The 17,534-nt window shown below is 71.1% G+C and carries 17 protein-coding genes; 8 read left to right on the top strand and 9 right to left on the bottom strand.

Annotated features, from left to right (window positions below):
* Positions 1-18: 18 nt before the first annotated feature.
* Positions 19-1,059 (top strand): phosphatase PAP2 family protein, encoded by a 1,041-nt coding sequence (locus OG568_RS38070; protein WP_329534819.1) that lies wholly within the window; start codon positions 19-21, stop codon positions 1,057-1,059.
* Positions 1,060-1,204: 145 nt separating this feature from the next.
* Here the strand turns inward: OG568_RS38070 and OG568_RS38065 are convergent, their stop codons facing one another.
* A complete protein-coding gene (locus OG568_RS38065; protein ID WP_266415689.1) occupies positions 1,205-1,420 on the bottom strand; it encodes an I78 family peptidase inhibitor in 216 nt (71 codons plus the stop codon).
* 414 nt (positions 1,421-1,834) lie between these two features.
* Here OG568_RS38065 and ctaD point away from each other — a divergent pair, with 414 nt between their 5' ends.
* Positions 1,835-3,529, top strand: a complete 1,695-nt coding sequence (gene ctaD, locus OG568_RS38060) for an aa3-type cytochrome oxidase subunit I (protein WP_329534818.1) — start codon at positions 1,835-1,837, stop codon at positions 3,527-3,529.
* On the opposite strand, the gene OG568_RS38055 is transcribed toward ctaD, so the two are convergent.
* The 3 genes from OG568_RS38055 to OG568_RS38045 are packed head-to-tail and all read right to left on the bottom strand — an operon-like array spanning position 3,411 to position 6,347.
* Positions 3,411-4,448, bottom strand: a complete 1,038-nt coding sequence (locus OG568_RS38055; protein WP_266581515.1) for a helix-turn-helix transcriptional regulator — start codon at positions 4,446-4,448, stop codon at positions 3,411-3,413. The genes ctaD and OG568_RS38055 overlap by 119 nt on opposite strands.
* A gap of 54 nt (positions 4,449-4,502) precedes the next feature.
* Positions 4,503-5,765: an ABC transporter substrate-binding protein gene (locus tag OG568_RS38050; protein ID WP_329536569.1), complete on the bottom strand. Its 1,263-nt coding sequence runs from the start codon at positions 5,763-5,765 to the stop codon at positions 4,503-4,505.
* 48 nt (positions 5,766-5,813) lie between these two features.
* A complete protein-coding gene (locus tag OG568_RS38045; RefSeq protein WP_329534817.1) occupies positions 5,814-6,347 on the bottom strand; it encodes a hypothetical protein in 534 nt (177 codons plus the stop codon).
* Positions 6,348-6,478: 131 nt separating this feature from the next.
* On the opposite strand from OG568_RS38045, the gene OG568_RS38040 reads away from it, so the two are divergent.
* The 4 genes from OG568_RS38040 to OG568_RS38025 all read left to right on the top strand — a co-directional run bounded on the left by OG568_RS38040 (position 6,479) and on the right by OG568_RS38025 (position 11,291).
* On the top strand, positions 6,479-6,973 hold the full coding sequence (locus tag OG568_RS38040; protein WP_329534816.1) for a hypothetical protein: 495 nt from the start codon (positions 6,479-6,481) through the stop codon (positions 6,971-6,973).
* Positions 6,973-9,681: an ABC transporter permease subunit gene (locus OG568_RS38035; RefSeq protein WP_329536568.1), complete on the top strand. Its 2,709-nt coding sequence runs from the start codon at positions 6,973-6,975 to the stop codon at positions 9,679-9,681. Before OG568_RS38040 ends, OG568_RS38035 begins: the two co-directional genes overlap by 1 nt.
* Complete coding sequence (locus OG568_RS38030; protein ID WP_329534815.1) at positions 9,678-10,334, top strand: ATP-binding cassette domain-containing protein; 657 nt, start codon at positions 9,678-9,680, stop codon at positions 10,332-10,334. The genes OG568_RS38035 and OG568_RS38030 overlap by 4 nt, the downstream gene beginning before the upstream one ends.
* 63 nt (positions 10,335-10,397) lie before the next feature.
* Positions 10,398-11,291, top strand: coding sequence for an IS982 family transposase (locus tag OG568_RS38025; RefSeq protein WP_329530528.1), 894 nt, complete (start codon positions 10,398-10,400; stop codon positions 11,289-11,291).
* Positions 11,292-11,351: 60 nt separating this feature from the next.
* Here the strand turns inward: OG568_RS38025 and OG568_RS38020 are convergent, their stop codons facing one another.
* Together OG568_RS38020 and OG568_RS38015 are read right to left on the bottom strand one after the other, a co-directional pair.
* The gene (locus OG568_RS38020) at positions 11,352-11,783 is read right to left on the bottom strand and encodes a transglycosylase family protein (protein ID WP_329534814.1); all 432 of its coding nucleotides are present in this window, start codon (positions 11,781-11,783) and stop codon (positions 11,352-11,354) included.
* Positions 11,784-11,891: 108 nt separating this feature from the next.
* On the bottom strand, positions 11,892-12,596 hold the full coding sequence (locus tag OG568_RS38015) for a transglycosylase family protein (RefSeq protein ID WP_329534813.1): 705 nt from the start codon (positions 12,594-12,596) through the stop codon (positions 11,892-11,894).
* A gap of 539 nt (positions 12,597-13,135) precedes the next feature.
* Here OG568_RS38015 and OG568_RS38010 point away from each other — a divergent pair.
* Positions 13,136-13,909 (top strand): hypothetical protein, encoded by a 774-nt coding sequence (locus OG568_RS38010; RefSeq protein ID WP_266415675.1) that lies wholly within the window; start codon positions 13,136-13,138, stop codon positions 13,907-13,909.
* 224 nt (positions 13,910-14,133) lie between these two features.
* Entirely contained in the window at positions 14,134-14,541 is a 408-nt protein-coding gene (locus tag OG568_RS38005; RefSeq protein WP_266415673.1) for a hypothetical protein, read from the top strand.
* Positions 14,542-14,604: 63 nt separating this feature from the next.
* Here the strand turns inward: OG568_RS38005 and der are convergent, their stop codons facing one another.
* From der to cmk, 3 genes are all read right to left on the bottom strand, one after another.
* A complete protein-coding gene (gene der / locus OG568_RS38000) occupies positions 14,605-16,089 on the bottom strand; it encodes a ribosome biogenesis GTPase Der (protein WP_266415671.1) in 1,485 nt (494 codons plus the stop codon).
* Between the two features lie 78 nt (positions 16,090-16,167).
* Positions 16,168-16,881, bottom strand: a complete 714-nt coding sequence (locus OG568_RS37995; RefSeq protein WP_266415669.1) for a lysophospholipid acyltransferase family protein — start codon at positions 16,879-16,881, stop codon at positions 16,168-16,170.
* The gene (gene cmk / locus OG568_RS37990; RefSeq protein ID WP_266415667.1) at positions 16,839-17,534 is read right to left on the bottom strand and encodes a (d)CMP kinase; all 696 of its coding nucleotides are present in this window, start codon (positions 17,532-17,534) and stop codon (positions 16,839-16,841) included. Before cmk ends, OG568_RS37995 begins: the two co-directional genes overlap by 43 nt.

The following is a 17,534-nucleotide window of genomic DNA, read 5'->3' as shown; positions in this document are numbered from 1 at the left end:
CGCTGTAACGTCGATTGAGTGCGTACCGAACGAAACCTCACCCGTCTGGACCGGGTCTTCGCCCGGTTGGACCGTGAGCCGGAACGGCCGGCGAACATCGATGTGCCGAAGATGAGCAGGCACAGGGTTGTGCTCTTCGGAGCCACCCTGGCCTTCTACGTGGCCATCGTGTGGGCCGTGGCGATCACGTCGTGGCTGGTCCGGTTCGACTGGCAGGTCATGTTCTTCCGGCCCTATCAGCAGTGGCCGGAGATCCACGCGTTCCTCGACTACTACGTGGTGCTCGGCCAGCGCGGCCCCACCGCCGTGATGGTCGCCGCGTGGCTCGGCTGGCGCTCCTGGCGGCAGCACACCCTGCGCCCGCTGCTCACCCTGGGCGCCTCGCTGCTGCTGCTCAACATCACGGTCGGCGCCGCAAAGCTCGGCATGGGCCGCCTCGGCCCGCACTACGCCATCACGATCGGCTCGAACGAAATGGGCCTGGGCGGCGATATATTCCCTTCGGGCCACACCGCGAACGCCGTCGTGACCTGGGGAATCCTGGCCTATCTGGCCTCCACCCCACGGGCGCGGCGCTGGCTGTCCGCGCTGTCCGCCGTGACCTCGCTCGGCGTGGGCCTCACCACCGTCTACCTCGGTACGCACTGGCTGAGCGATGTGGTGCTGGGCTGGGCCGCCGGTCTGCTGATCCTGCTGGCGCTGCCGTGGTGCGAGCCGCTGATCGCCCACGCCGAGACCGGCCTGTTCACCCTGCGCGACGCCTGGCGCGCCCGCCGCGGCCGTGCGCTGCCCGTCCCGGCCAAGGCTCCGGTCAGTTCCCCGGTCGGTACGCCCGTGCTGGTCAAGCAGTCCGCCCCGGTGGACGAGGAGGTTCCGGCACGCGGGGCGGTGGCCACCGCCCGCCCGCCCCGGGCGCCGGTCTACCTGGCGCCTGGACCGCACACGGCCCGCTCCGAGCGCACTCCGGTGACCCCGGTCGGCAGTCGCCGTCCACCGCACTCGGACCGCGTGGCGCGCACCACCACGACGTCGTCCGCCCGGCCGCTGACAGGCGGCTGAGGCCGAACGGCCCGATCATGGAGAACAGCGGGGCCGGTACGCACAACCTCCCCGCACGGCGAAGGCCCCCGGCTCGTGAGCCGGGGGCCTTCGCGCATCCCGTGGATCCGGTCTCCCCGCCTCCGTGGATTCGGCCTCCGTGGCCTCAGCCCTTCCAGCAGCGGGTCACCCGGCCGTCGGTGACCTCGAAGTTCAGCCGTCCCGCGCGGTACTCCATGGTGATGATCGCGCCGGGCGGCAGCGAGCGCACCGTGGACCAGCCGTGCTCCCGGGCGCGGTGCTCGGCGTTCCTCGCCTCCAGGCCTACATAGGCCTGCGGACTGTCCTCGGGCTCTGCGGGCGGGGTGGGAATGGGTGCCATGACCGCCACGTTAGGCGGCCGACCGCGGCGGGGGAAGTCCGGACGGCGACCATGCGTCACTCACCCCCCTCCGGTCACGCTTCTGTCACAGGATCACGACACCCGTTTCGGCCGAACTCCGTCACACGTACGAGGGGTTCCGTACGTGTCCCGCACGCCTTCGAACGTAATTCGGTACTAACGTGACGCCGTCCCGAATAACCCAATGAAAAGCGCGGAGTCCCCCGTCGAGATCCCGTGGGGCGAAGCCTTTTCATTCCGATTCCGGGGCATGTCGCGGAAGCTGACACCGCATAGGAAATGCACGGTTCCAGCACAGAACCCCCGCACGCCCTCTGTAGGAGCGCGGAGCGACGCAAGCACCATGGCGTGAGCTTCGGGCAGGCCCACGGCGCGACGGCGAAGGGGCGAGCAATGGGCACAGAGACCGCGCAGGCGATGGCGCGACCCGTTCACACGGGGCGGCGGCCGGGACGGCTGGCCGTGGACTGGCTCACCACGACGGACCACAAGAAGATCGGCCACCTCTACCTGATCACGTCCTTCGCCTTCTTTCTCGCCGGCGGTCTGATGGCCTTGGTGATGCGCGCCGAACTCGCCAGGCCCGGTCTGCAGATCGTGGACAACAACCAGTTCAACCAGTTGTTCACCCTGCACGGCACGATCATGCTGCTGCTGTTCGCCACCCCGACCTTCGCCGGGTTCGCCAACGAGATCATGCCGCTGCAGATCGGCTCCCCGGACGTCGCCTTCCCCCGCCTGAACATGCTGTCGTACTGGTTCTTCCTCTTCGGCGGTCTGATCGTCCTCGGCTCGCTCATGGTGCCCGACGGCCCCGCCTCCTTCGGCTGGTTCGCCTACTCCCCGCTCAACAGTCTGGAGCGCTCGCCGGGCATCGGCGCCGACATGTGGATCATGGGCCTGGCGCTGGCCGGCTTCGGCACCATCCTCGGTGCGGTGAACTTCATCACGACCATCGTCGGGATGCGGGCTCCCGGCATGACGATGTTCCGGCTGCCGATCTTCACGTGGAACATCCTCTTCACCTCGATCCTCGTCCTCTTCGCGTTCCCGGTGCTCGCGGCGGCGCTGCTGGTCCTGGAGGCGGACCGGCGTTTCGGGTCGGTGGTGTTCGAGGCGGCCAACGGCGGCGCGCTGCTGTGGCAGCACCTGTTCTGGTTCTTCGGGCATCCCGAGGTCTACATCATCGCGTTGCCGTTCTTCGGGATCATCACGGAGATCCTGCCGGTCTTCAGCAGGAAGCCGGTCTTCGGCTATCTGACGCTGGTCGCCGCGACGATGGCCATCACCGGTCTGTCGATCGTGGTGTGGGCGCACCACATGTTCGCGACGGGCGCGGTGCTGCTGCCGTACTTCTCCTTCATGTCGTTCATGATCGCGGTGCCCACGGGGGTGAAGTTCTTCAACTGGAGCGGGACGATGATCAAGGGCTCGCTCTCCTTCGAGACGCCCATGCTGTGGGCCATCGGCTTCCTGGTGTCGTTCCTGTTCGGCGGTCTGACCGGGGTGATCCTGGCCTCGCCGCCGATGGACTTCGAGGTCACCGACTCGTACTTCGTGGTCGCGCACTTCCACTACGTCGTCTTCGGCACCGTCGTCTTCGCGACCTTCGGCGGCTTCTACTTCTGGTGGCCCAAGTTCACCGGCAAGATGCTCGACGAACGCCTCGGCAAGATCCATTTCTGGACGCTCTTCGTCGGCTTCCACACGACGTTCCTGGTGCAGCACTGGCTGGGCGCCGAGGGCATGCCGCGGCGGTACGCGGACTATCTGGCCGCCGACGGGTTCACGGCGCTCAACACCGTGTCGACGATCGGTGCGTTCCTGCTGGGCATGTCGACGCTGCCGTTCCTCTACAACGTCTGGAAGACGTCCCGGTACGGCACGAAGGTCGAGGTGGACGACCCCTGGGGCTTCGGCCGCTCCCTGGAGTGGGCGACCTCGTGTCCGCCGCCCCGGCACAACTTCGTCACGCTGCCCCGGGTCCGCTCCGAGAGCCCGGCGTTCGACCTGCACCATCCCCGGTACGGGGTGCTCGCTCCGGGGACCGCTCCAGCGCCCGGGACAGCCGGTCCCGGGACGTCCTGATCGCCTCGGTGAGTCCGGCCGGCTCCAGGACCTCGAACTCGAAGCCCGTCAGCATCACGTGAATCACCATCACGTCGAGGCTCGCGGCGCCGGTGCGCAGCACGCAGCTGTTCTCCCCGGAGGCTTCCAGCGTCCCCGCCGAGGGGGATATCCGTTCGGCCGCCTCTTCGAGGGGCACGAAGAGCCGGACGGCCGCGTGCGCGGCGTACGCGCGCGTGGAGACCCCTTTGGAGACATAGGCCGCCAGATCCTCGGCCGGTGGCGTACGGGGGGTGAAGCGGGGCCCGTGCGGAGGCCTGGGGGTGATGCGGTCGGCGCGGAACGTGCGCCAGTCGTCGCGGTCGACGTCCCAGGCGACCAGGTACCAGCGGCGCTCGGTGCACACCAGGCGGTGCGGTTCGACGGTCCGGCGGGTCGGGGAGCCGCCGTGGTCTCGGTAGTCGAAGCGCAGCCGCTCGCGGTCGCGGCAGGCGTTGGCGAGTTCCGTGAGCACGCCCGGGTCCACGGCGGAGGGCCGGGGGTCGCGCAGCATCGGCACGGTGAAAGCGTTCAGGGCGCCCACGCGGCGACGCAGTCGGTTCGGCAGCACCTGTTCGAGCTTGGCGAGGGCGCTTACGGAGGTCTCGCCGATGCCCTCGATGCCCTGCCCGGCGGCCGTGCGCAGCCCGACCGCGACGGCCACCGCCTCGTCGTCGTCGAGCAGCAGCGGCGGCAGCTCGGCCCCCGCGCCGAGCTGGTAGCCGCCTCCCGTGCCCGGGCTGGCGTTGACGGGATAGCCCAGCTCGCGCAGCCGGTCCACGTCGCGGCGGATCGTGCGGGGTGTCACGCCCAGGCGGTCTGCCAGATCGGGCCCGGACCATTCGCGGTGGGCCTGCAGCAGTGAGAGCAACCGCAGCAGTCGTGCCGATGTCTCCAACATGGCGGCGAGTCTGCCAGCCCTCGCGGACCGTGGCTGTCCGCAAGGCGCATCACGTCAGGGTTCGTACGGCAGTTGCGGCACGTCGAAGCAGTCGCTGTTCATGTCGCCCTGGGAGACCCAGCCCTTGCCGTCCTCCCAGCGGGCGACCGAGACGCAGGTGCGACGGGTCTTCGGGGGCGTGGGCAGGCGCTCGGAGGAGACGGGGATCAACAGGCCGTCGGCCGTGTACGGGGCGCCGCGGTTCATGAAGCGGTCGACACACGCGCGTGTGACGCCCGTTTCCGCGCAGGACTTCGCGGCGTCCGTGAACCACATGGCGGCCGCCCAGCCCTCCAACTGCCATTGGGAGTGCGTCGGCAGGCCCTTGGTGGCGTCCCGGAAGGCGCGGACGGCGGCGTCGGAGGTGTCCTCGTAGTTCCGGCTGGATCCGGTCGCCCACAGGGCGTTGCGGCAGCGTGGGGCGTCCTTGTAGTCCTCGGGGACGGTGGAGGTCCAGTTCTGCACGTTGGTGACCTTGGCGATGACCTTGGCGCCGATGTCGTCCATCGCCTCGCACAGCTGGGCGTTGCCGTGCGTGTCGAGGGCGTCGAAGACCAGGTCGGCGCCCTGGTCCTTCAGATCGGCCGCGGCGGCACGGAAGTTGGGCAGCGCGAAGTCGACCTGTTCGGTGACCACCTGGTAGCCCTCGGCCTTCAGCCCCCGGGTGACGAGCCGGGCGTAGGCGGCCGACGCGGACTGGTTGTAGGAGATGACGGCGGCGGTACGGGCGCCCTGGACGCGCTTGAAGTAGCGGTAGACCTCGGTGCCGCCGTACAGCTTCCCGCCCCAGCCCGGTGTCCCCTCGCGGGGTGCCAGGCTGCCGTAGATCCCGTAGAGGTGCGGATAGGTGTCGTAGGCCGCGCCGATGGGCTGTCCGCCGATGTCGGGCACCCCGGCGGCGGACACACGGGAGGCGCCCGCGTAGTCGAAGGCGGTGGTGGCGACGAGCGCGACGACCTTGTCCTCGTCGATGAGCCGGTGCACGCACTCGTTGTCGCCCACGCCGCTGCCGCCGTCGTCGCAGGTGCGCACCTCGACCGGGCGGCCCCCGATGCCCCCGCGCGCGTTGAGGCGGTCGAAGTAGGCCTTGGCCCCGTCGCGCGGGCCGGTGAAGGCGGAGCCGCCGACGGGGCTGGTGGCGCTGGTGACGATGCCGACGCGCAGTGGGGCGGTGCTCTGCGGGGCGGGCGCGGTCCGGTGCTCGAAGTCGCTCTCGGGCAGGCGGCTGCCGCAGGCCGCCGTGCCCAGGACGAGCGCCGTGCCCAGCAGGAGCGGCAGGCCCGCGGCGAGGACTCGTTCGCGAACTCCCTTGGGGCGCACGGCGGGTCAGCAGCCGGCCGGGGTCGCGGATCCGTCGCCGCTCAGCGCGACCAGGGCGCAGAGAGTGTTGTCGGAGACCTTCCAGGTGCCGTTCTCGAAGACGGCCGTCCCGGCGGCGTTCGGCAGGGCGGTCGCGCCCTTCAGGGTCAGCGCGTACGTCACCTCGGCCTCGGCCGGCGAGGTGAACACGACCTTCTGGACGTGGGCCGCGACCTGCTGGCCACGTTTGTCGCCGCTGAAGCCCTGGACGACCGCGGTCATCCTGTCGCCGTTCTCCAGGTAGCTCAGCTTGTCCTTGACGGGGACGGACGGGGAGAAGAACTTCTCCCAGTTCTGCCTGACCTGGCGCTCGGCCGCCGCCGGGTCGGTCGGGCTGGGCGGCGCGCTGCTGGACCGCTCCACGGTGGGGGTGGGCGGAGGGCTCGAACTCCCGCCGCCGCTGCTGTCGCCGCACGCCGTGAGGGCACCGGCGAGGACGAGCACGACCAGCGCCGCCACCCCCCGGCCGTTGTCCCGCCTGAGGTCGCTCCCGAGAACCATGCTGGCTCACCACCGGGTGTCGGTCCGGGCCGACCGCGCCCGGAGGTTTCAGGGTCAGCTTCCAGAAGGCATAGTGCAAGTCCATTGGCGGACTTGGAAGACAGACAGCCACACGACGTCTGGGAGCCAGGATGCGGACACCTCGACTGCGGACCGTGCACCCCGTCCTGTGGGCCGGGTGCGCCGCGCTCGCCGCCGGAGCGGTGCTGTGCGTCATCGGCTGGTACGGCGTCTCGGGCGAGCGGTACGCGGAACGGCAGTTGCCCTATCTGGCGTCCTGCACGGTGCCCGGGGCCGCGCTGATCGTCGCGGGCGCGGTGCTGCTCACACACGGCAGGAACGCCTTGGCGGCCTCGCGCGTCGAGGAGTTGTACGGGCTGCTGGTGGCGGCCGAGCCCGCCGACGCGGAGGCGTCCGGACAGACCGCCGTGGCGCCCCTCGCCGTCAGCGGGGAACTGCTGATGGTCCCCGGCGGCACGCTGTGGCACCGTGCGGACTGCCCGCTGGTCGCCGGGAAGCCGGCCGCCGTGCCGGTGGACTCGCGGGTGCTGGCGGGCGGGGAGTTGGGCCCGTGCCCGATCTGCGAGCCGCCCGTGGTCGAACGGCCGCCCGCGCCGGAGCGGTGATGGGCGGCTCCCTGACGTACGACCTCACGCTGGCCGGGCTCTCGGTCGGCGGCGCGGCGGCGCTCACCGGGATCGGGCTGGTCGTCACCCATCGGGCGACCGGGGTGCTGAACTTCGCGCACGGCGCGATCGCGATGGTGTGCGCGTATCTGCTGCGGCAGTTCACGGTCGAGTGGGGTTGGCCGCTCTGGCTCGGTGCCGCGGTGACGCTGCTGCTGGTGGCCCCCGCGATCGGCGTGGTCCTGGAACGGTTCGTCTTCCGCCCCCTGTCCGTCCTCGGCGGCGACCCGGTGCGCACGCTGGTCGCGTCTCTCGGCGTCTTCGTGCTGCTGGTCGGCGGGGCCGCGCTCGTGTGGGGCACCGGGGCGCGCGCCGACGCGCCGACGCTGGTGTCGGCGGACCCGTGGGGGCAGTTGGGGGTCGCCGTCGCGCTGGCGCTCGGGGTGGGGGGTGTGACGCGCTGGACGCGCTTCGGCACACAGCTGCGGGCCGTCGTCGACGATCGCTCGCTCGCCGTGCTCGGCGGCATCGACGCGGACCGGGTGGCCGCCGCGGGCTGGGCGTTCGGCTCCTTCACGGCCGGTCTGACGGGCGCGCTCCTGGCGCCCTACGTACGACTCGACCCGTACGGCATGCCGTTGCTCGTCATGGAGGTGATGGCGGTGGCCGTCGCCGCCCGGATGCGCAGCCTCCCGGTGGCCGTCGTGGTGGCGCTGGGACTCGGGGTCGCGCAGAGCCAGCTGACGCGACTGCATCCGGCGGGCCGGGCGGAGCCGCTGCTCCAGGCGGTGGGCGCGAACCTGTTCGTGGTGGCCCTGTTGGTCGCGGCGCTCGTCCTGCCGGGGATCGGCGACCGGGACGCCCTGCCGCGCACGGTGACGGCCCGGGTGGCGACGCCCCCGGGCGCGTGGATCGTCGCGGTCGTCCTGTTCCTGCTGCCGCTCGGCCTCGCGGGCTCGGACCTGCACACGTCGGTGCAGGTACCCGCGCTGGGTGTGGTGCTCCTGTCCCTGGTCGTGGTGACCGGCCGCGGCGGTCAGATCTCCCTCGGGCAGGCGGCGTACGCGGGTCTGGGCGCCCTCTTCACCGCGTTGCTGGCCGCCGGCCGCTTCCCCGGCCTGCCCCGCCTGCCCGAACTGGCGGCGCTGGCGGTGGCGGTGGCGCTGGTCGCCCCGCTCGGCGTCCTGACCGGCTGGCCGGCGATCGGCCGCCACGGCCTGTCACTGGCGCTGGCGACGTTCGCCGTGGGGGTGGGCGTCAGCCGTTTCGTCTTCGCCCAGCCCTACGCGACCTCGGGGCTGTCTCTGGACCGCCCGACGGGCTTCGACGACGACCGCGCGTACTACGTGCTCGAACTGGGGCTGCTGACGGCCGCGTTGCTGGCTACGGGGGCGCTGCGCCGGGGCCGTACGGGCCGCGCCCTGGCCGCGATGCGCGACCACGAGTCGGGCGCCTCGGCGGCGGGCGTACGGGTCCCTGCGCTGAAGCTGACGGCCTTCGTGGCGGGCGCCGCCCTGGCCGCGCTCGGCGGGGCCATGCTCGGCATGGGGCTGCGCGCCTTCGACGCGATGGCGTACGACCCGGTGCGCGGGCTGCTCTGGTTCGCGGCGGTCGTGGTCCTCGGCGCCGACAGCGCCCTCGGCGCGATGGCCGCAGCGGCGTTGCTGGTGGGGCTCGACGCGGGGGCACGCGGCGGGATGGCGGCGGCGCTGATCGGGGTCCTCGCGGTGTTCGTCGGCCGTTTCCCCGGGGGCCCGTACGAGGCCCTGCGCACGGCGACGTCCCGGCTCCGGCCACGCCGCCGGGTGACGCCGACCCCGCTGGGGGCGCGGGTGCGGCGACGACTGCGGTCGGTGGAGACGGCATCCGCCGACGGGCCGTCCGCCGCCGCGCCACCGGGCGTCGGTGACCGCCCGGGTCCCGACGGACCCACGAGGGCGGGCCGCGGCCCGGAAGGCGGAACACCCGGGCGGGATGCGACCTCGCGCCGGCCGAGCACCCCGCACACTCCTGCCGTGCCGACGCCCGGATCTCTGATCGCCCGTCGCATACGTGTGGCCTACGACGGTTTCCACGCGCTCGACGGGGTCGATCTCGAGGTCCGGCCAGGGTGGGTCACCGCTGTCGTGGGGCCCAACGGGGCCGGCAAGAGCACCCTGTTCCACTGTCTCGCCGGAACGCTCCGCCCGTCGCACGGACGGGTGCTGTTCGGTGAACGGGACATCACCCGGCTGACCGCGCACGCCCGGACCCGGCTCGGCATCGCGCGGACCTTCCAGCAGTTGGCCGTTTTCCCCTCGCTGACGGTGGCCGAAAACGTTCAGGTGGGAGCGGAGCAGGGCCGGATCGCCGATCCCGCCGCGGCGGAACGGGCGTTGCGGCTGTTCGGGCTCGACGGACCGGTCCGCGCACGGCGCGCGGCGGGGCTGCCGACCGGGACGCTCAGGCGCGTCGAGCTGGCGCGGGCCCTCGCGGGAAGTCCGCACGTGCTGCTGCTCGACGAGCCCGCCGCGGGCCTGGACACCGCCGAGGTGACCGCGCTGGCCCGGGTACTACGGGCGCTCGCCGCAGACGGCACGGCCCTGCTGGTCGTGGAGCACGACCTCGATCTGGTCGCCGACCTCGCCGACGTCGTCCATGTCATGACCGCCGGACGCGTCGTCACCTCCGGCCCCGCCGACCACGTACTGCAAGGGGGGCACGGTTGAACATCTCCCTGCGCCACGCGCGCGTGCGCTACGGCCCTCTGGAGGCCCTCCACGGCGTGACCCTGGTCGCGCCGGGCCCCGGCCTCACCGTACTGCTCGGCCGCAACGGCTCCGGCCGTACGACCGCCCTGCGCGCCCTCGCGGGAACCGTGCCGCTGTCCGACGGCGCCGTCGTGTGGGACGGGGTGAACGTGACCCGGCTGCCCGCCTTCGAACGGGCCCGGCGCGGGTTGTGCCTGGTCCCGGAGCGCCGGGCCGTGTTCGGCTCGCTCACGGTCCGCGAGCACCTGGAGCTGGCCGCACCCGCCTTCGCCCCCGCCCTCGACGCGTACCCGCAGCTGGAGCCCCTCCTCCCCCGCCGCGCGGGCACCCTCTCCGGTGGCGAGCAGCGCATGCTCGCCCTGTCCCGCGCCCTGCTGGCACGCGCGCGTGTGGTGCTCGTCGACGAGCCCGCGCGGGGCATGTCACCGGCGGTCGCGGCCCGCACGTACGAACTCCTCGGCGGCCTCGACGCGTGCGTGGTGATCGCCGAGCAGCGGCTGCCGCCCGGTCTGCGCGAACGGGCGGGCCGCCCGACGTACGTTCATGAACTGCGCCGGGGCGCGGTCGCGTTCAGCGGAGAGACGGCCGAAGTGCGCCGTCGGTCGCCCTAGACGAGTCATTCCGAATGCTGACGGTGTGTCTGGGAACGCAGACAGGGCGTCCAAGATCGTTGTGTGACGAACAACCTAGACGCCCTGCTGACCGCACTGTACGTGAAGATCGACGACGAGATCGGAGGTAGCCGATGGCTTGGCCGACCGCCGCAGCTGACGGATTCTGAGCTGGTCACCCTTGCCGTCGCCCAGGCGCTGCTGGGCTTCACCTCGGAGTCGCGCTGGCTGCGGTTCGTGGACTCCCGACTGGGAGCGATGTTCCCGTACGTGCCCAGGCAGCCGGGCTGGAACAAGCGGCTGCGGGCAGCGTTGCCACTGGTCAAGAGGGCAATACGACTGCTGGCCGTCGATACGGACTTCTGGTTCGACAACCACTGGATCATCGACTCCACACCGGTGGAGTGCGGCCGCTCGCGTCCGACGGTGAAGCGGTCGGACATGGCCGGCTGGGCCGGATACGGGTACTGCGCCTCGCACTCCCGGTTCTTCTGGGGCCTGCGCCTGTTCCTGGTATGCACCCCGACCGGGATGCCCATCCTGTGGGCACTGGCGAACCCGAAACTGGATGAGCGGGAGGTGCTGTCGGCGATGCTGGACCGCGAACCGCACCTGTCCACGGACCGGCCGAGCCTGCTGGTGATCGCAGACAAAGGCTTCGCCTCCAAGGAGTTCGAGGCCGATCTGGCCTTCCGGGGCGCGGAGTTGCTGCGTCCTTCTTTCAAGCGCGAGAAGAAGCGCAGGGGCGAGAGCCTCCTGAAGTCGGTGCGGCAGCTGATCGAGTCGGTCAACGACACCCTCAAAGGCCAGCTCGACCTGGAACGGCACGGTGGACGGACCTTCGAAGGTGTCGCCGTCCGCGTCGCCCAACGCATCCTCGCGATGGCCGCCGCGATCTGGCACAACCACAAGACCGGCCAGCCCGTCATACGATCCTTGATCGCTTATGACCACTGACCACATCGGAATGACTCGTCTAGTGCCGCAACAGGTACCAGAACCTCTGACCCGGGTTCATCACACCTGTACGTCCCGGAGTCTGCACCTCTTGGCGCAGACCGGCCAGGCGCCCCATCCCTGGACGTCCACCACCAGCTTGGCGACCTTGATCTGCGCCGATCGCGACGCCAGATCCGCGCGCGGGGCGTACGCCAGGCCACCGAACGCCACCCAGGTGCGCTGTGCGAACTGCAGCCCTCCGTAGTGGTGGTTTCCGGTGTTCGCGTCCCAGCGCCCGCCGCTCTCGCACTCGGCGAGGCAGTCCCAGGGCCAACGGTCCCGCGCGCAGTCGTACGACACCCGCCCCGCCCGCGGGCCGGCGAACGGCGACGGAGACGCGACGGCCGCCCTCGCGGGGACGAGGACGGCCAGGATGACGGCGACCAAGGTCACGGCCATGTACCGCATGCGCTTGCTCAACAGGGGCGACTGCGTCGGCTCGAGGTGCATCGGGTCACGCTAATCAGCACACCGGGCGCGTCGGCCCCGCCGCGCCCGGTGTCCCACCCGGTCGGAGGACCAAGTGGGCCCCGGGGTCGAGCCGGGGTGCGGCCGGGCTCAGAGGTCGAGCCGCTGCCCGGGCATGATCAGGTCGGGGTCACCGCCGATGACCGCCCGGTTGGCGGCGTAGATCTTCCGCCAGGTCGTCCCCTGCCGCTCCGCGATGCCGCTCAGGGTGTCGCCGCCGCGGACGGTGTAGTCACCGCGGGACGCGGCGCGGTTCGTGTGGCCGGATGCGTGCGCCGGTGCCTCCGACGCCTTCGCGGGGGCCGACTTGGCCCTCGACTCGGTGGGAGCCGACTTGGAGGCCGACTTCGACGTCGACTTGGGCGCCGACTTCGTCGTCGCCGACCCTCCGGACGACGCGGCGCCCGAGGAAGCGGGTGCGCCGCCGTACGCTCCGGCCCGTGCCGAACAGGTGGGCCAGGCGCCCCATCCCTGTGCGTTCTGGACCTTGGTGGCAACGGCTATCTGGGCGGCCTTGGAGGCCTTGTCGGCGGTCGACGCGTAGGCCGTACCGCCGTACGCCCGCCAGGTGCCGGCGGAGAACTGCAGTCCTCCGTAGTAGCCGTTGCCGGTGTTGATGTGCCAGTTCCCGCCGCTCTCGCACTTGGCGATGCGGTCCCACACTCCGCTGTCGGCCGCGGCGGCGTTGCCGGTCGCGGCGAGCAGTCCGAGCGGGGCGAGCAGAGCCGCCCCGGCGAGGACCGCCGTCGTACGCGTCGTACGAACCTTACGAGTGTTATCGGCACATGCGGACATGTAGTTCCCTCTCGAAACACCCGGGATCCCCCAAGGCGGGGCGCGACTTCCTGCGCGTAGGACGCGGTCGTCGTGCTCCGCCCCGTCCGCCGGAGGTGGTGCTGCGAACCAGTCGTGCGGTTCGGCCGGCGGACGTACCCGAGCGGTGCTCTGTGCACACGGCCGAGAAATCTATGGAGGTGGTCGCCCCGATATCAACCAACTCCATGTCATTCGAGGCCAGTTCATAGTTACCGCGGGTATCGACGATTTTCAGCCACCCACTTCATAGGCTGATTTCATGATTTGTCGACCAGCCGCTCAAGTGACCTGTGACTCACTTCACGGAACCAACTTCCTTGAACACGCACGAAGTTGGCTCGGAGTAACAGATTCCGCACAAGGGATCACCCTGTGCGTCGGATGGTTCGATTCCGTTCGCTCCCGGGCGTGACTCCGGCCACAGATCGCCCGTTGTCATCTTCATGAGCCGGGACCCCCGGATTCATGGGCCGGGAGCCACCCGGCATCGCCACGCACCGCATCCCGAGGAGCCACCCGTGCCGCGCATGCTCGACGTCAGCGACGACGTACGCGCCGAGATCGGCGACGAAGAAGCCGACCGGCTGCTCGCCGGAGAGAACGCCCCCGGCAGTTACGACTGCACGTCCTGCCGCACCCCGGGCGACTCGGAACAGGAGCGCACCAGCACCGTCCTGTTCATCGGCGACGAGACCGCCGTCCTCGCCTTCGCCCACGCCACCTGCCTGCCCTCACAGGTCGTCCAGGTCACCGAGGAGCAACTGCAGGGCGCCGTCCGCTCGATCCACCCCGACAGTGTGCCCGCCCAGGCCGCGCCCGAGCAGGCCGTGCTCGGCGTCACCAGCGGACTCGTCCTGATCAACGGCGAGTTGCACCCCGCGCTCGTCGTCGAGCCGACCGGGCCCATCGTGCGGCCCGGCTCGACGGACATCGGCGACGACTTCCTGCCGCTCCTCATCGAGCAGGGGTTCATGCCGGTGACCGAGCTGAGTTCGGTGCCGCCGGTGCTGCACGGATGGTCCGTGCTGCTCGCCATGGGGCAGCTGCACGCCGTGCTGCAGCCGGGCACCGGGGGCGGGTCGTCGGTCGCGTGGTGGCAGGCGCACCAGGCGCTCCAGGTCACGGAGAGCTGGCGGGCGGCCGCCAACAAGCACCAGCAGGTACTGCTGTTCGCGGCGCCGGTCGGGTCGATCGGGCGGCAGCCGCGGGAGGATCTGCTGCGGGACGCGTTGGACAAGGCCGCGGCGAACGGGAAGTTGGTGGCCGCCGCGATGCCGCTCGCCGGAACGTGAGCGTTCCACTGGGTTGAGCCGGGGAACTGCGGTGCGTCGTCCTGTGCGGGTCCGTCGTGGCTGGTCGCGCAGTTCCTCGCGCCCCCAAAAGACAGGGGGCTGCGTGTGCGTCGTCCGCTGCGGGTCGTACGGGGCCGAGCCCGCAGTTCCCCGCGCCCCTGACGGGGCGGGCTCAAGCAAAGGTGTGACCGCATCTGTTGGGCCGCGGGGTCGTTGGCACATACGTGCACACCTACGACGCCCCCCGCCGCCAGCCCTTCCAGCCGATCCCGGCCGCGCGAGCGGCTCAGGATCCTCCGCGCGGCCCATCGGCCACGCCGATCTATGACGCGCTCTACGCCGAGTGGGTCAGATCCTTCAAGGCCCTGCCCGGCGACCGCCACGGCGAGGACCAGCTCGGCTTCACGGCTTTCGGAACTCTGACGCAGGGTTCGAGCGCGTACGGCGGGTCCTCGTATCCCTCGTCGTACAGCTCGTACAGCGCGGGGGCGTACTCCGCGCGCAACGGCGGCTCGCAGCTCGGTCACGGCGCGTCGACGACCGGCGTCTGGCAGGCGGTGGCACGTCAGGACAGCACAGGCCTGCACCACATCCCGGCCGCGCTGCCACCGGCGCCCCGCAGAGGGCTCTGAGCGGAAGCGGTGGAACAGGTAAGGGGCGGCTCCCATGGGAACCGCCCCTTACCTGTCTCTACGTCACTTCTTCTTGGTGCCGCGCTTCTCGCGCACCCGTACGGAGATGTGGATCGGCGTCCCCTCGAAGCCGAACTCCTCACGCAGCCGGCGCTCGATGAAACGCCGGTAGCCGTGCTCGATGAACCCGGAGGCGAAGAGCACGAACCGCGGGGGCTTGGTGCCCGCCTGCGTACCGAAGAGGATGCGGGGCTGCTTGCCACCGCGGACCGGGTGCGGGTGGGCGGCGACGAGCTCGCCGAGGAAGGCGTTCAGACGGCCGGTCGGGACACGGGTCTCCCAGCCGTCCAGGGCCGTCTCGATCGCCGGGACGAGCTTCTCCATGTGCCGGCCGGTGCGCGCCGAGACGTTCACCCGGGGCGCCCACGCCACCTGGAGGAGCTCGGTCTCGATCTCCCGCTCCAGGTAGTAGCGGCGCTCCTCGTCGAGGGTGTCCCACTTGTTGAAGGCGAGGACGATCGCACGGCCCGCCTCGACGGCCATCGTCACGATGCGCTGGTCCTGTACGGAGATGGTCTCGGACGCGTCGATCAGGATGACCGCGACCTCGGCCTTCTCGACGGCGGCGGCCGTACGCAGCGAGGCGTAGTAGTCCGCGCCCTGCTGGAGGTGGACACGCTTGCGGATGCCCGCCGTGTCGACGAACTTCCAGGTGACCCCGCCGAGTTCGATCAGCTCGTCGACCGGGTCACGGGTGGTACCCGCGATCTCGTTGACGACCACGCGGTCCTCGTTCGCCACCTTGTTCAGGAGCGAGGACTTGCCGACGTTCGGGCGGCCGATGAGAGCGATGCGGCGGGGGCCGCCCACCGCGACGCCGAAGGTCTGCGCCGGGGCCTCGGGCAGGGCTTCCAGGACGGCGTCCAGCATGTCGCCGGTGCCACGGCCGTGCAGCGCGGAGACGGGGTGCGGCTCGCCGAGGCCGAGGGACCAGAGGTAGGAGGCGTCGGCCTCGCCGCTCGGGCCGTCGACCTTGTTGGCGCACAGCACGACGGGCTTGCCGGCCTTGCGCAGCAGGCGGACGACCGCCTCGTCCGTGTCGGTCGCGCCGACCTTGGCGTCGACGACGAAGACGACCGCGTCGGCCGCCTCGATCGCGTACTCGGCCTGCGCGGCCACGGACGCGTCGATGCCGAGGACGTCCTGCTCCCAGCCACCGGTGTCGACGAGCTTGAAGCGGCGGCCCGCCCACTCGGCCTCGTAGGTGACGCGGTCGCGGGTGACGCCGGGCTTGTCCTCCACGACCGCCTCGCGGCGGCCGATGATCCGGTTCACCAGGGTCGACTTGCCGACATTGGGCCGGCCGACGACGGCGAGGACGGGCAGCGGGCCGTGGCCCGCCTCCTCGATCGCGCCCTCGACGTCCTCGATGTCGAAGCCCTCTTCCGCGGCGAGCTCCATGAACTCCGCGTACTCGGCATCGCCAAGCGCCCCGTGCTCGTGCTCGGCCGGGCCGGCCGAGCCGTCGGGCTGGATGTGGTCGTTCATGAAGTCCGTACCTCGTCGTTCATTCGTGGTGATCGGTGGACCGCCCGTATATCAGGTGATCCACTACTCAAGTGTCGCCTAGTGCCCGGTGGGGCGCCCGGCGTTTTCCGGGCGTCCGGTCAGACGCCTGGCGTGGTCCAGATGGGCGCTCAGTTGCTTCTGGATGCGGGCGGTCGCCTCGTCCAGCGCCTTGCGGGTCCGCCGTCCGCTGCCGTCGCCCGCCTCGAAGGGGTCTCCGAAGACGACGTCGACCCGGCTGCGCAGCGGGGGCAGCGCCTTTGTCAACCGGCTGCTCTTCTCGGAACTTCCCAGCACCGCCACCGGGACGATCGGCGCCCCGCTGCGGACCGCGAAGTACGCGAGTCCGGCGCGCAGCGAGGCGAAGTCGCCCTCGCCGCGGGTGCCCTCCGGGAAGATCCCGAGCACGCCACCGGACGACAGGACGCCGAGCGCGTCGGTGATGGCGGTGCGGTCGGTGGTCGCACGGTCCACCTTCACCTGGCCGATGGCGAGGAGGAAGGGGTCGAGCGGGCCGATGAAGGCTTCCTTCTTGATCAGGAAGTGGGTGGGGCGGGGCGCCACGCCCATGACCATCGGGCCGTCGATGGCGTGCGAGTGGTTCACGGCGAGGATCGCCGGGCCGGTCGCGGGGACCTTCCAGGCGCCGAGCACGCGCGGCTTCCACAGCCCGTACATCAGGCCGACGCCGATACGGCGCCCTACCTCGGCGCCTCTCTCGGAGGGTGCGGTCACGTGGCGGCCCGCTTCTCCTCGACGAGGGTGACGACGCACTCGATGACCTGCTGGAGGGTGAGGTCGGAGGTGTCCACCTCGACCGCGTCGTCCGCCTTGGCGAGCGGGGAGGTCTTACGGCTGGAGTCGGCGGCGTCCCGCTTGAGCAGGGCCTCGCGGGTGCTCTTGATGTCCGCGCCCTTCAGCTCACCGCTGCGCCGGGCGGCACGTGCCTCCGGGGAGGCGGTGAGGAAGATCTTCAGATCGGCGTCCGGCAGCACGGTGGTGCCGATGTCGCGTCCCTCGACCACTATGCCCAGCTCGGCGTCGGCCGCGATCGAGCGCTGCAGCTCGGTGATCCGGGCGCGCACCTCGGGCACCGCGCTGACCGCGCTCACCTTGGAGGTGACCTCCTGCGTACGGATCGGTCCCGCGACGTCGGTCCCGTCGACCGTGATGGCCGGCGCGGACGGGTCGGTCCCGGAGATGATCTCCGGCTTCCCGGCCACGGCGGCGATCGCGGACGGGTCCGTGATGTCGATGCCGTTGGTCACCATCCACCAGGTGATCGCCCGGTACTGCGCACCCGTGTCCAGGTAGCTGAGACCCAGCTGCGTGGCCACGGCCTTCGAGGTGCTCGACTTGCCCGTGCCGGAGGGGCCGTCGATGGCGACAATCACTGCCGGGGCGGGCCGGGCGGCGCCGTTTTCCAC

This window comes from Streptomyces sp. NBC_01450, from assembly GCF_036227505.1.
GTDB lineage: Bacteria > Actinomycetota > Actinomycetes > Streptomycetales > Streptomycetaceae > Streptomyces.
The sequence above is the reverse complement of the archived record's forward strand: the minus strand, read 5'-3'. Positions and strand labels throughout refer to the sequence as shown.

What these genes read in the sequence shown, in the direction of transcription:
- OG568_RS38065 (WP_266415689.1), bottom strand. Translation starts at nt 1,420, where the DNA reads ATGGCACCCATTCCCACCCCGCCCGCAGAGCCCGAGGACAGTCCGCAG.
- ctaD (WP_329534818.1), top strand. Translation starts at nt 1,835, where the DNA reads ATGGGCACAGAGACCGCGCAGGCGATGGCGCGACCCGTTCACACGGGG.
- OG568_RS38055 (WP_266581515.1), bottom strand. Translation starts at nt 4,448, where the DNA reads ATGTTGGAGACATCGGCACGACTGCTGCGGTTGCTCTCACTGCTGCAG.
- OG568_RS38045 (WP_329534817.1), bottom strand. Translation starts at nt 6,347, where the DNA reads ATGGTTCTCGGGAGCGACCTCAGGCGGGACAACGGCCGGGGGGTGGCG.
- OG568_RS38040 (WP_329534816.1), top strand. Translation starts at nt 6,479, where the DNA reads ATGCGGACACCTCGACTGCGGACCGTGCACCCCGTCCTGTGGGCCGGG.
- OG568_RS38035 (WP_329536568.1), top strand. Translation starts at nt 6,973, where the DNA reads ATGGGCGGCTCCCTGACGTACGACCTCACGCTGGCCGGGCTCTCGGTC.
- OG568_RS38020 (WP_329534814.1), bottom strand. Translation starts at nt 11,783, where the DNA reads ATGCACCTCGAGCCGACGCAGTCGCCCCTGTTGAGCAAGCGCATGCGG.
- OG568_RS38015 (WP_329534813.1), bottom strand. Translation starts at nt 12,596, where the DNA reads ATGTCCGCATGTGCCGATAACACTCGTAAGGTTCGTACGACGCGTACG.
- der (WP_266415671.1), bottom strand. Translation starts at nt 16,089, where the DNA reads ATGAACGACCACATCCAGCCCGACGGCTCGGCCGGCCCGGCCGAGCAC.